Annotated in this window: 12 protein-coding genes; 8 read left to right on the forward strand and 4 right to left on the reverse strand. The window is 58.3% G+C overall.

Annotated elements, in window-relative coordinates:
• Positions 1–11: 11 nt before the first annotated feature.
• The gene (locus AEAC466_RS33725; RefSeq protein ID WP_023458257.1) at positions 12–1379 is read left to right on the forward strand and encodes a PleD family two-component system response regulator; all 1368 of its coding nucleotides are present in this window, start codon (positions 12–14) and stop codon (positions 1377–1379) included.
• 169 nt (positions 1380–1548) lie between these two features.
• Here AEAC466_RS33725 and rpmG read toward each other — a convergent pair whose 3' ends face one another.
• Complete coding sequence (gene rpmG / locus AEAC466_RS33730; RefSeq protein WP_018079812.1) at positions 1549–1716, reverse strand: 50S ribosomal protein L33; 168 nt, start codon at positions 1714–1716, stop codon at positions 1549–1551.
• 160 nt (positions 1717–1876) lie between these two features.
• On the opposite strand from rpmG, the gene AEAC466_RS33735 reads away from it, so the two are divergent.
• From AEAC466_RS33735 to AEAC466_RS33745, 3 genes are read left to right on the forward strand one after another with little or no spacing between them, the layout of a single operon-like run.
• Positions 1877–2692 (forward strand): helix-turn-helix domain-containing protein, encoded by an 816-nt coding sequence (locus tag AEAC466_RS33735; RefSeq protein ID WP_023458258.1) that lies wholly within the window; start codon positions 1877–1879, stop codon positions 2690–2692.
• Between the two features lie 27 nt (positions 2693–2719).
• On the forward strand, positions 2720–3259 hold the full coding sequence (locus tag AEAC466_RS33740; RefSeq protein WP_023458259.1) for a hypothetical protein: 540 nt from the start codon (positions 2720–2722) through the stop codon (positions 3257–3259).
• 31 nt (positions 3260–3290) lie between these two features.
• Positions 3291–3854, forward strand: a complete 564-nt coding sequence (locus AEAC466_RS33745) for a hypothetical protein (protein ID WP_023458260.1) — start codon at positions 3291–3293, stop codon at positions 3852–3854.
• A gap of 4 nt (positions 3855–3858) precedes the next feature.
• Here AEAC466_RS33745 and rnr read toward each other — a convergent pair whose 3' ends face one another.
• Together rnr and AEAC466_RS33755 are read right to left on the reverse strand one after the other, a co-directional pair.
• Positions 3859–6225, reverse strand: a complete 2367-nt coding sequence (gene rnr / locus AEAC466_RS33750) for a ribonuclease R (RefSeq protein ID WP_023458261.1) — start codon at positions 6223–6225, stop codon at positions 3859–3861.
• A gap of 59 nt (positions 6226–6284) precedes the next feature.
• Complete coding sequence (locus AEAC466_RS33755) at positions 6285–6755, reverse strand: response regulator (RefSeq protein ID WP_031238766.1); 471 nt, start codon at positions 6753–6755, stop codon at positions 6285–6287.
• A 212-nt stretch (positions 6756–6967) separates the two neighbouring features.
• On the opposite strand from AEAC466_RS33755, the gene AEAC466_RS33760 reads away from it, so the two are divergent.
• The 3 genes from AEAC466_RS33760 (at position 6968) to AEAC466_RS33770 (ending at position 10973) form a co-directional block, all read left to right on the forward strand.
• On the forward strand, positions 6968–8443 hold the full coding sequence (locus AEAC466_RS33760; protein ID WP_023458263.1) for a sensor histidine kinase: 1476 nt from the start codon (positions 6968–6970) through the stop codon (positions 8441–8443).
• A 9-nt stretch (positions 8444–8452) separates the two neighbouring features.
• A complete protein-coding gene (locus AEAC466_RS33765) occupies positions 8453–8908 on the forward strand; it encodes a response regulator (RefSeq protein WP_023458264.1) in 456 nt (151 codons plus the stop codon).
• A gap of 202 nt (positions 8909–9110) precedes the next feature.
• Positions 9111–10973, forward strand: a complete 1863-nt coding sequence (locus AEAC466_RS33770; protein WP_023458265.1) for an autotransporter domain-containing protein — start codon at positions 9111–9113, stop codon at positions 10971–10973.
• A 77-nt stretch (positions 10974–11050) separates the two neighbouring features.
• Here the strand turns inward: AEAC466_RS33770 and AEAC466_RS33775 are convergent, their stop codons facing one another.
• Positions 11051–11731 (reverse strand): DUF1345 domain-containing protein, encoded by a 681-nt coding sequence (locus tag AEAC466_RS33775; RefSeq protein WP_023458266.1) that lies wholly within the window; start codon positions 11729–11731, stop codon positions 11051–11053.
• A 105-nt stretch (positions 11732–11836) separates the two neighbouring features.
• Here AEAC466_RS33775 and AEAC466_RS33780 point away from each other — a divergent pair, with 105 nt between their 5' ends.
• Positions 11837–12313: an SRPBCC family protein gene (locus AEAC466_RS33780; protein ID WP_023458267.1), complete on the forward strand. Its 477-nt coding sequence runs from the start codon at positions 11837–11839 to the stop codon at positions 12311–12313.
• Positions 12314–12375 lie beyond the last annotated feature (62 nt).

Below are 12375 nucleotides of genomic sequence, written 5' to 3' on the forward strand. Positions count from 1 at the left end.
GGAGACAGTCCATGACCGCGCGCGTCCTTATCGTCGATGACATACCGGCCAATGTCCGCTTGCTCCAGGCCAAGCTGGAGGCGGATTATTACGAGGTACTGACGGCAAATGACGGCCAGGTGGCTATAGACATGGCCGTTGCCGAACAGCCTGACATTATTCTCCTCGATGTCATGATGCCGGGAATCGACGGCTATGAAGTATGCCGCCAGATCAAGGACCATCCCGAAACCCGTCACATCCCCATCATCCTCATCACCGCCCTGGATGGCCGCGACGATCGCCTGTTCGGCCTTGAAGCCGGCGCCGATGATTTCCTGACCAAGCCTATCGATGACATGATGCTCATGGCGCGTTTGCAGGCGCTTGTCAGGCTGAAGCAGATGGTCGATGACCTGCGCCGGCGCGAAGCCTCATCGCGCCGCGTTGGCCTGATAGATAACGAACAATACCTGCGTCAGTTGTCGGCGACGGGGAACGTACTGATTCTCGATGACAATGTCCGCCAGGCCGAGCGCCTGATGATGCAATTGGGCGAAGATCACCGTTGTGCCTTCGAAACGGATCCGGCGCGCGCCATGAAGATTGCCGGCGGGCGCGTCGATCTGATTGTGCTCAACCTGACGGCCAAGTCCTTCGACGCCCTGCGCTGGGTCGCCCATCTGAGAACGAGCGAAGTCACACGCAACCGGCCGGTCCTGGCCATCGTCAATGCCGATGAACGCCAGCAGGTGTTCAAGGCGCTGGACCTCGGTGTTAACGATGTTGTGCCGCGTCCCGTTGACATGCTCGAACTGCGCGCCCGCGCAAAAACCCAGATCAAGCGCAAGCGGTATGGCGACTTCCTGCGCAATACGCTCGACCGCTCCCTGGAATTGGCGGTCACCGACCCCCTGACCGGACTCAATAACCGTCGCTTCCTTGATCACCACCTGAGCCTGGCCATGGCGCGTCATGTGAAGGGCGGTCCTGAACTGTCGGTGCTGCTGCTGGATATCGACCATTTCAAGCGCGTCAATGACACCTATGGCCATGATGCCGGTGATGAAGTGATTCGCGAATTTGCTCGCCGCCTGGGTTTGAATGTGCGGGCCATCGACATGGCGTGCCGGTTTGGCGGGGAAGAGTTTGTCGTGCTGATGCCGGAAACCGGCTCGTCGGACGCCGTCCATATCGCCGAACGCGTCCGGTCCCAGGTCGCAGACATCCCCTTCATGTTGGCTGACGGGCGTAAGCTCGACGTTACGATCTCCATCGGCGTGGCCACCTCGCAAGGCGTTGGCGATACGCCGGAAACCCTTTTGAAGCGAGCTGACGAAGGGGTTTATGAAGCCAAGCAGGCCGGTCGCAACCGTGTGATCGTCCGCAACGCCGCTTAGCGCGGTCACCCTTCAACTGCTTATAGCGCATAGGTTCACGGCGCGAAGCGCATGGGCCCATTAGGACGCAAAAAAGCCGCGCCGAGTATAGGGGGAACTCAGGCGCGGCTTCCTTTAAGGTCCTTCGGCGAGGGGGGGATGCCGAAGGACAAACCTTAATATGGCAAGATTACTTAATCTTGCCTTCCTTGAATTCGACGTGCTTGCGCACGACCGGATCATACTTCTTCAGCACCATCTTTTCAGTCTTGGTGCGGGCGTTCTTCTTGGTAACGTAGAAGAAGCCGGTGTCAGCCGTCGAGTTCAGGCGGATCTTGATGGAGGCTGGCTTAGCCATGACGTAAATCCTTACGGTTCGGGTGCGCCAGACGACGCGAATAAACGAGAGGGGCGGAAAATACTCAGGAACAGCGGGAAGTCAATGGCCAATTGCCCGAAAGGCGGCTTTTTTCGCGCAATCGTCTTTACACGACGGTGTTTCCAGGCAGGATCCGCACATGCGATACGAAGAATTGGCGCCCCAAGCAAGCTTCTCGTCCTGTGTCGAACGATTCTGGAGCTTTGGCCTGGAACCGCAGGATCCATCGCAGTTGACTCATATCATCGTGCCCGACGGCACGATTGGACTGTCCATGACCGCCGTACCCGGTCAGCCGCCGAATTTCAACCTGATCGGCCCCTCAATAACGGCGCGACGAATCGAGGTGTTCGCGGGCGTCGTCTATCACGGTGTGCGTTTCCGCGCAGGCGCCGCCCGGTCATTCCTTGGCATCGAGCCGTTGGACCTAGTGGCGCGTATCGTACCGCTACGGGACCGGCTGCCTGATCTGGCCGACCAGTTGGCGTCTGCCTGCCGCCCTGGGGGCGATCTGAAAGCCTTTGCAGGCGCTTTCCAGGCGGTATCCGTCGGTCGACTGGAACAGCCGCCGGACCGCCTCGTATGCCGCCTTGCGCAGCGCCTGATCGAAAGCGGTGGCACAACGGCTATCGAAGCGGCTGGCGTCGATATGGGAATAGGGGTTCGCCAATTGCGGCGGCGTTTCCTGCGTGAGACGGGCCTGCCCCCTAAAGCGTTCTCGCGCCTGCGCCGAGTGCGCAGGGCCTGTGTGGATCTAATCCACAAGGCGGGCGACCGGGTAGCCGATATTTCCTTCGATCACGGTTACGCCGATCAGCCGCACCTCAGCCGTGAGGTGCGGGCGGTGTTCGATATGTCGCCCCACCTTCTGGTCGGCTACCTGCGGCAGATCAGTCACCACAATATGTCCGAGCATGATGACCGATTTGTTCAAAACGCCGCGTCCAAGACATGATAGCGTGACAGCATAAGGAGAGCCCACATGTTGAAATTGCCTGTGATCCTGACGTTTGCCACTCTTGCGTTCGCCGGTGGTGTCCATGCTGAACCGCCAAAGGGTATGGCGGCGCTGACGATGATGACCGGTGTGTGGAGAGGGGAAGCCAAGGGCGTCGGACGGGACGGCAAGCCTTTTACCATTGTCCAGACCGAACGGGTGGGGCCTATGCTCGACGGCCAGCTTCTGGTGGTGGAGGGCCGGGGCTACGGTGACGGTGGTAAGCTCGCGTTCAACGCCTTTGGTGTCATTTCTTACGACGCGCAAAGCGGTGGTTATGAATTCCGCGCTTACACGGGTGGTCATGGCGGGACATTTCCGCTCAAATTGACGGAGACGGGCGCCGTATGGGAAATGCCGGCCGGGCCGGATGCCATTATGCGCTTCACCATAGATTTCAGCAAAGGCGAATGGCATGAGACGGGCGAATACATTGCCGGTGGTCAAGCGCACAAAACCATAGAATTGACTCTCAAGCGCATGGCCGATACCGACTGGCCGGCGGCGGGCGCGGTGATGCCGTAAACCTGACGTAATCTGGCGATAGGACAGGCATATGATCAAAACGACTTCGCTTCTTGTCGGCCTCCTGGCTGCGTCCGCCGCTCCGGCTTTTGCCGCTGATCCGGTCGCCCCCTATCAATCCATCGCGCCCCTTAGCCTCAAGGCGGAGGCGGGTAAGCAGAACACCGCGCAATCGGACCCGCTGACCGATGTGACGCAGATGGATCTGGCCCTGAAGTTTACCTGCGCTACGGCCAATTGCGATCAGGCGGCCTTTCAGCTTCTGCTGGAAGGAGAAGGCAACGACGTCGCCCAGATTGGCTTTACGGCCCAGGACGGCCTGCTCAAGGGCGCGGTCAGCAAGAATATCGGCGATGTCGCGGGCAAACCAGACGCCTTCCAATTGGCGCCGTCACCGGGCGAAGCCTTCGATGTCCGGGTTCATTGGACACCGGGCAACCGCGTCAGCTTTGACCTGTATCGCAAGGATGCGACCGGACGCGAAGTCATGGAAAGCCATGACGTGCAATTGTCCGCCCGCGTCCATCATCTGTTCTTGCGCGTATCCAGCGGAGACCTTGTCCTCCTGAAGCAGACTTACAAGTTCCGGCACTAATTACTTACCGCTTCTTCTTTTTCTTCACGTTCTTGACGCCGTGCTTCGCGCCGGCGGTCTTGTCGCGAAAGCCGGCTTTTTTCGGCGCGCCTTTCGAACCAGGGCCACGGGGCGGAAAACCCGAACCCCGCGCACGGACGCCCAGACGCGCGCGCGGCGCGTTCGGATCGGCGGCTTCGGGTTCCGACAGCATCTTGAACACCAGCCCGCCGGTGATAGGCATGGCTTCGGCCAGTTCAACTTCGACCGTAGCGCCCAGCCGCCATCTTTGCCCGGTGCGTTCGCCGATCAGCGCGTGTTGGACATCGTCGTGTACGAAATAGTCGTTACCAAGCGACGATACGGGGACGATGCCATCGGCGCCGGTGTCCGTCAGCTTGACGAACAGGCCAAAGCGCGTGACCCCGACGATACGCCCGGTAAAGGCCGCGCCGATCTTGTCATGCAGGAAGGCGGCGATATAGCGCTCTATGGCTTCCCGTTCGGCCTGCATCGACCGGCGCTCGGTGGCGGTGATGTGTTCGGCGGTGTCGCCAAGGGTTTTGATTTCGTAATCGGTCAGCCCGTCATCACCCAGCTTGAGCGCGCGGATCAAGCCGCGGTGAACGATCAGGTCGGCATAGCGACGGATCGGTGAGGTAAAGTGAGCGTAGTGGTCGAGATTAAGTCCGAAGTGGCCGTAATTTTCCGGTGAGTAGTGCGCCTGCATCTGGGTGCGCAGAACCACTTCGTTGATAATTTCATTATTGGGACCGTCTTTTTGTCCGTCAAGCAGGGCATTGAAGCGGTCGGTGCGCGGCGGTTCGCCCTTGTTCCAGGGAATCCCCAGTGTCGCTAGGAAGTCGGCGAGGTTGCCGATCTTTTCCAGCGAAGGGGCTTCGTGGACGCGATAGATCAAAGGTGTCTTGTGCTTTTCCAGTTCTTCGGCGGCCGAGACATTGGCCTGGATCATCATCTCCTCGATCAATTGCATGGCATCCAGCGATACGCGTTGTTCGATGGAGACGACATTGCCTTCGGCGTCCAGCTTTACGCGGCGCTCAGGAGAGTTGATATGCAGGGGTTGCCGGATGTTGCGGCCCTTGGTCAGGCAGGCGTGCGCGGCCCAGAGCGGTTTGAGCAGGGCATCGAGGATCGGCCCGGTGGTGTCGTCGGGCATGCCGTCGATCGCGGCCTGCGCCTGTTCGTAGGATAGCTTGGCAGCGGATCGCATCAGGCCACGCACGAATTTGTGGCTAAGCTTCTTGCCGGCGGCATTGAACACCATGCGCACTGCCAGGGTGGCGCGGTTCTGGCCCTCCTGCAACGAACACAGGCCTGACGACAGAACGTGCGGCAACATGGGTTCGACGCGATCGGGGAAATAGGTGGAATTGCCCTTTTCACGCGCATCGCGGTCAAGCGACGAGCCGGGTGTGACATAGGCGGCGACGTCAGCGATGGCGACCCATACGACCCAGCCGCCCGGATTGGATTCGCTGTCGTCGGCGTGGGCGTAGACGGCGTCGTCATGGTCCTTGGCGTCAACCGGATCAATGGTGACAAAGGGCAGGTCGCGCAGATCTGTCCGCTTGCCCAGGCTGGGCGGCTGGGCGGATTTGGCTTCGTCCTCGGTGCTGCTTTGAAAACCGAGCGGCAGGCCGTGACTGTGGATCGCCATGACCGAGGCAATCTTGGGACTGTCTTCCTTGCCGATGACTTCCAGAACCCGGGCGGGTTTGGGCCCGTAGCGATGCACGCCACCGACGGGTGCGGCGACCACGACATCGCCGTCTTCCAATGTCTCGAGATTCTGGCCCGTGAGGGTCCAGGCGGTTTTTTCCTTGCGGTTGACGCTTTCCAGTCGGATCTCGCGGCGTCCCTTTCGTACCACGCCGACGATCTTAGGCGCGCCTTGGTCCAAAACCTTGATCAGGTGCGCCACCCAGCCATCGGCCGTGTTTTCAAAGCGGGCATAGATCCGATCGCCCATACCGGGCGGTGTCTGGGCGGCAGCCTTTTTGAGCGGCGCCAGCCGGGCGAGCGGCGAAGCGGAGTCGGCCTTGCTCCATTTGACCCACAACTCGCCGTCGATATCGCGTTCGACGACATCGCACACGCCGGTATCGGGCAAGGCGCCCACCGCGCCGAATGTCTTTCGGCCGCTTTTATGAAGCTTGCCGGACTCGGATAGCGTCTTCAGCCGTTGGCGCAGGGCGCGACGCTCGTCGCCTTTCAGCCCAAATTGGCGGGCCAGGTCGCCTATATCAACTTCGCGCGCGGCGGCCAGCGCGTCCAGAAGGGTCTGGTCGTCGGGAAGGCCCTGATGCGCTTTTTGCGGTTGGGGTTTGAGCGGTTTGGGGACGCGCGGCACGCGGGGAAGTTTGGTCATAACGCCAATGTAGGCGAGACTCAGGCGTCAAACCACCCCGAAATCAAGAAAACAGCCTGTCAGGAAAACGGGGCAGGCGTCTGGTCCGGCGGTAATTGCATCAGGCCAAACCAATATTGTTCGATGCGCGCGACGATATCGTCATAGGTTGCGTTGTTGATGGGTTTGGTAATGTAGCCATTGGCATGGTGATCGTAGCTGGTGATGATGTCACTGTCGGCGGCAGAACTCGACAAAACGATTACGGGGATGCGTTTTAGGGTGGGATCTTCCTTTACTCTGTAAAGGAAATCCTGCCCGTGCATGGCGGGCAGGTTAAGGTCGAGCAGTATCAGGTCGGGTCGCGGTGCATCGGCATGTTCACCTTCGCGACGCAGGATGCTGAGCCCTTCTTCACCGGTTTCAGCCACGACGATATCGCTTTGCATCTCCGCTCGCTTGAAGGCCATACGTGCCAGAATCGCATCACCGCGATTGTCTTCGACCAGCATAACTCGCGCGATCCGTGCTCTATCGATCAGCTTCGTCATTGCGGCCGTCCGTCCCGTCAGTTTCGTCTTCTATCGGTTTGTCCGACGAATCTACGCGTATCGCAAGCGCTTTCCGTCATGGTGACACATTTCGCCAATCTGCCACGCTGATTATGTTGAGTTGAAAACAGGTTGAAAATACATGCAACGGGTGAACTGAGGGGTGATATAACCGTTTGCGTATAGGCGGGAATACGTGAGAGGATGGGCTTGTGAATAAGACGGGGGATCTTGCCAGTATTTTGCCGCCGCCCGTTCTGTGGCTGCATAGCTTTACAGATATTGTCATTACGCTCTCTTGTTTCGGCATGGCGGGGGCTCTGTTCTTCGTAAGGTTCCGGCGACCCGACCTGACCATGCGGTCGCTTTTCACGGTATTTGGCGTATTGATGCTGCTGGCGGGTCTGACCGCCCTGATGGATATTGGGACGCTATGGCGTTCGCATGGTCTGGCCGATTGTGTTCTTCGGCTGATCTATGCAATGACGGTATTCTTCAGTTGCATTGCCTTGATCGCCATGGTGCCGCGTGCGCTCAAAATTCACAGCGCCCGTCAATTGGCCGACGCCAATCGCAAACTTGAGCAGCTCTACCGTGCGACCGAAGAGCAAGGCAGGATGATGCTGGGCGCCGTTGTCGACAATATTATCGACGGCATCATCACCATAGACGATCATAATCGCATTCAGAGTTTCAACCCGGCTTGCGAGACCCTGTTTGGCTATACCTCCGACGAAGTGGTGGGACAGCCTGTATCCTTGCTAATGCCCGATCCAAACTACGCCGAACACGACCGCTACGTTCTTCAATACGTAGGCACCGCAGCTGGTGGCCGGGAGGTCATGGCCAGGCGGCGAGACGGTTCTGAGTTTTCCGCCGATCTGTCCGTCAGCGCCTTTGAAATATCCGGACGCCGGCATTATACCGGTATAATTCGTGATATTACCAAGGCGAAACAGGCAGAGGACGCGCGCCAGAAGCTTCTGAAACGCTTGACCGACTCGAATACTGAACTGGAACGGTTCGCTTATGTGGCCTCGCACGACATGCAGGAGCCATTACGCATGGTCATTAATTTCAGTCAGGTCATCCGTAACGACTATGCCGACAAACTGGACGACGATGGCAAGGAGTACTTAAAAATCATCGGCGATGCAGCGGCCCGTATGCGTGACATGGTACAGGACCTGCTTGAATATGCCCGACTTGACAAGGAGGTCGCTCGTTTCGCACCGGTGGACCTTCGCGCGGAATTGGCGCACGTGCTGAAAAACCTGCGAGCACTGACACGCGAAAGCCAGGCTGTCATCACTTATGACGATCTGCCCATCGTGGAAGGCAGCGGCGTTCAGTTGATGCGGTTGATGCAAAACCTGATCAGCAATGCCGTCAAATACCAGCGACCAAAGCGGTTGCCCGTCGTCCATGTCGGCTGTCAGGATCGGGGCGATCATTGGGAAATCAGTGTGCAGGATAATGGTATCGGCGTGGATCAGGTTTTTATAAATCAGATTTTTGAACCGTTTCGCCGACTGCATAGTTGGGATAATATTCCCGGTACCGGACTGGGACTTTCTGTGTGCCGCAAAATCGCCGAAAATCACGGCGGTCACATCTGGGCCATATCAGAACTGGATGTCGGTTCGACTTTCTTTTTTACGCTCCCAAAGATTTCGCAGACGGCATAGGAGGCAATATTGAAAAATCTGCTTATTCGTGAAGGCCGCGCGGCCGAAATCATGCTGGTAGAAGACAATCGCGGCGACGCACTCCTGGCCTCGCGGGCCTTCAAGCAGGCGGAAATCGACAACAATGTCACCGTCGCGGAAACAGGAGAAAAGGCGCTGGCCATGCTGAGGCGGGAAGGGGCGTATGCGACCATGCGGCTTCCCGACCTGATCCTGCTTGACCTGAACCTGCCGATGATGAGCGGCCATGATGTCCTGGCGGCGATCAAGGGGGACGAGGCATTGCGACATATCCCGGTCATTATCATGTCGAGTTCGTCGGCTGAGGCGGACATTGCCGGCGGCTATGCTAATCACGCCAGCGCCTATGTCGTAAAACCCATCAGTCTCGACAACTTCACCGAAGTGGTCCGCAATATCGAGCAGTTCTTTTTCATGTTGGCCGTCCTGCCGTCGTCTGACTGAGCCAAGGAAAATAAAGCAGGCCCGCTCCGCGAAAACATGAAAGCGCCATGTAGTCGTGCGTCTTTATTGTTACAGGGGCGCGAAATAAGATGATGATTGACGCTGCGTAAGTATTGCCAATTCTGGTTTCTGGTCGGATGCTTGCTCACAAGGCCTGTCCGCATGGTCAGATCATAATCAAAAAGATACGCAGCAGGGATACATGAAAAAAACGCTCACTCTGGCGCTTCTGGCGTCCATGGTGTCCGCAGCGCCGTTCGCTGCCCACGCCCAGTCCTATACCCGTCTCGTCAGTTTCGGCGACTCGCTCAGCGACAATGGAAACCTCTACACCGCAACGGGAAACCCGCCGCCGCCCTACAACAAGCGCTTTACCAATGATCTCGTGTGGAACGAATATCTGGCCGGCAGCGGTCAGGGCTTCTTCACTCCGCCCGCCACCATAAACACGGGCAATGTCTATTACGGATGGGGCGGTGCGCGCTCCGATTCTGCGGCAAATTCCAGCGGCCCTATTCCAGGCACGCCGACTCAGATCGGGGCGTTCCTGTCGCGCGGTGGCACCTTCGGTGCCAATGATGTGGTTGCCATGTGGGCCGGCGCCAATGATATTTTCCAGGCGCTGCCGACCGCCGCGGCCAATCCAGCGACAGCATCGACCTATATGACTGGTATCGCCGCGACGGCCGCAGGCAATGTGGCGACCCAGGTCGGTCAGTTGTCGACGGCAGGCGCCAAGACGATCGTCGTCATGAATTTGCCGGATCTGGGATCGACGCCGAATTTCAACGTAGATCCATCCACGTCCGCGCTGACATCATTGACCAGCGGTGTATTCAATACCGCGCTCGATGCCGGCCTCAAAACGCAGGCGGCCTCCCACACAGGCACCAATATCATAGAAGTCGATATCAAATCGGCCTTCACCGCTATTGTCGCCAACCCCTCCGCCTTCGGCTTCAGCAATGTCACGCAGGCCTGCATCAATGTGACGGCGTGCGTGACGGGCAGCCAGGACACGCGCAACACCTATCTGTTCTGGGATGGCGTGCACCCGACGGCCGGGGGGCACCGCGTGGTCGCGGCCCTGACGGCGCAGTATATTTATACGCCGACCCTGACTCAGGGCGTCGGTATGCTGGCGGACGGCAGTTACAATATGCGCCGTTCGGTGCAGTCGGAAATGAGCGGCCTGTTCCATGCGAACGGTAGTAAGGGCGGCTACTTCCTTCAGGTCGTCGGCTCCCAGGCGGAGCGCCATATGAACGTGGCCATGCAATCGACAATTGGCGGCGCCACAAGCACCAGCGACCAATCGGCCTACGACTACAGTCTGGGCGGTATCCGCGCCGGCGCGGTCCAGCCTGTCAACGATCGCCTGAGTTTCGCTATCGGCGTGACCGCGATGACCGGCGATGCCAAGGCGATGATGGTTCAGGCCAAGCCGACCGATCTGAGTGTCGACGTCGGTCTCGACTGGCGTCCGGGCGCCTACTTCGTTACCGGCACTTTGGGCGCCGGTATTACCTCGTACAGCAATTACGAGCGTCATACCCTGATTGACGGCTTCCGCGAAACCGCCAACCATGTCGATACCACGGCCTATTCGGCGTCCGTGCAAACCGGCTTTGATAAGGATATGGGCGGCTGGACGGTTACGCCCGTGGCGCGGTTGTCCTACGCCGCCGCAAAGATGGGCAGCTTCAACGAGCAGGGGGTTGTCGCTGCAGTCGCGTTCGAAGACCGTCAGGTATCGGCGTTTTCCGGCGCTGTCGAGCTTCAGGCCAGTGGTCAGTTGAGCGCAAATACGCGGCTTAGCGGCGTCATAGGCTATGAAGGGGTCTTCAGCGGGGATGCCGGCGATCTGCGCGGCCAGCTCATCGGCAATACCGCCCAGGCCTATATGGTTTCAATGGGTGATGTCGGCAGTCCCGGCGCGCTGGTCGGTGTCGGCGTTGAAACGCGGTTCAGCGGATTTTCGCTTAAGGCGCAATATCGCGGCACGTTTGGGTCAGATAATCAGAAGGACCAAACCGCGCTGATTTCCCTGAACAAGGCGTTCTAGTAACAACGCGTTCTGGCACCGCTTTTGAAATCCTGAAAACCGCGTCCGTTTTCCGGGCGCGGTTTTTGATGCGACGCTTAGGAAATCAGCGAGGCGGCAATATTGATGGTCAGGGCCAAGACGGTGGCGTTGAACAGGTAAGCGGCGACACAGTGCAAAAGGCCGACGCGGCGCATCTCCATTGTGGCGAAATCGACGTCGGCCGTTTGGCCCGAAGTGCCGATGACAAATGAAAAATACAGAAAATCCGTATAATAGGGCGCCTTCTCACCTGGAAATATCAGGCAGGGTTTGCCATTGTTACGGGGGAGTTCGGCATAGTAACCATGTGCGTAATGAAACGCGAAGGCGACATGGATAAAGGTCCATGAGGTAAGCAGGGTGAGGCCAGACAGCGCAACATGCAGGGTTTTAAGCTCGGTCGGCAGTCCCTTGGTCGTGGCCAGTTCCCCGACAATGGCGACGAAACTCAAAATTGCCGCCAGCAGTGACAGGAGCAGAATCATGCCTTCGCCGTCGTCGTAGAGATGGGCGTGGTTTTTCAGCGTTTCGCGCGTAGCGCTCAACATGACCCGCAAGCCCCAGGCTATATAAAGCAGCGTGAAGCTGTTCCAGCCGATCAAGGCATTGGTTATCGGGCTCATACGGGTCAGGAGGGTGCAGGCGACGATCACGCCGACACCGACGGCCAGGGAGACAACGAGCTGCGGTTTTTGTCGCAGGTATCGGATGCCGTGCAGATCCAGAATGCCCGCCATGTCTGTCCTTGGTGGTAGGTTCTTGTAAGTTCGCGGCCCTATGTTAGGCTCTTCGATCTGCCGCTTGTCAAATGGGATTCGGGCAGTAGAAAGAGGTTTCGCGTTATGGCTATCACTTTCGAACACGGTATCGACCTGCCGCACTCGCCGCATGAGGTTTTCACTCTGCTGGATGACTATTCGAAAGTTCCTTTGTGGCTGAAGCGCTGTGAAGGCGTTGCCAAACAAGGCACCGGCCCGAACAAGGTCGGCGACAAGCTGCGCTACGCCTACAATGAAGCGGGCAGGCACGGACTCATGGATGGGGTGATTACGGCCTATGAGACGGACCGTCATATGGCGTATCGCTATTTCGACAAGATGATGGCGGTAGCCGTCGAGTTCCGCATGGCGCCGAATGGCGAGGGGACGCGGCTGACACATCGCATTGAAATCACGCCGCATTCCTTCATGGCGAAGCTGATGACACCGATGTTTCGCATGAAATTGCCGCGACAAACGGTTCAGACGATGGAAAACGTCCGCGCCTTGCTTGCCAGGAGCAGCGTCGTGGCACTTAGCGAGGCTGAACGCCAACATTAAAATTCAGCAATGTTTTTGCCTCCGCGCTCGACTCCGGAGGCAAAGAGGGTTTTAAACGTACC

The sequence above is a fragment of the Asticcacaulis sp. AC466 genome, assembly GCF_000495815.1.
Classification (GTDB): domain Bacteria; phylum Pseudomonadota; class Alphaproteobacteria; order Caulobacterales; family Caulobacteraceae; genus Asticcacaulis.

Coding starts and splice junctions, on each gene's coding strand:
- AEAC466_RS33775 (WP_023458266.1), bottom strand. CDS start 11,731: ATGGCGGGCATTCTGGATCTGCACGGCATCCGATACCTGCGACAAAAA.
- AEAC466_RS33755 (WP_031238766.1), bottom strand. CDS start 6,755: ATGACGAAGCTGATCGATAGAGCACGGATCGCGCGAGTTATGCTGGTC.
- AEAC466_RS33780 (WP_023458267.1), top strand. CDS start 11,837: ATGGCTATCACTTTCGAACACGGTATCGACCTGCCGCACTCGCCGCAT.
- AEAC466_RS33725 (WP_023458257.1), top strand. CDS start 12: ATGACCGCGCGCGTCCTTATCGTCGATGACATACCGGCCAATGTCCGC.
- AEAC466_RS33770 (WP_023458265.1), top strand. CDS start 9,111: ATGAAAAAAACGCTCACTCTGGCGCTTCTGGCGTCCATGGTGTCCGCA.
- rpmG (WP_018079812.1), bottom strand. CDS start 1,716: ATGGCTAAGCCAGCCTCCATCAAGATCCGCCTGAACTCGACGGCTGAC.
- AEAC466_RS33735 (WP_023458258.1), top strand. CDS start 1,877: ATGCGATACGAAGAATTGGCGCCCCAAGCAAGCTTCTCGTCCTGTGTC.
- rnr (WP_023458261.1), bottom strand. CDS start 6,225: ATGACCAAACTTCCCCGCGTGCCGCGCGTCCCCAAACCGCTCAAACCC.
- AEAC466_RS33740 (WP_023458259.1), top strand. CDS start 2,720: ATGTTGAAATTGCCTGTGATCCTGACGTTTGCCACTCTTGCGTTCGCC.
- AEAC466_RS33745 (WP_023458260.1), top strand. CDS start 3,291: ATGATCAAAACGACTTCGCTTCTTGTCGGCCTCCTGGCTGCGTCCGCC.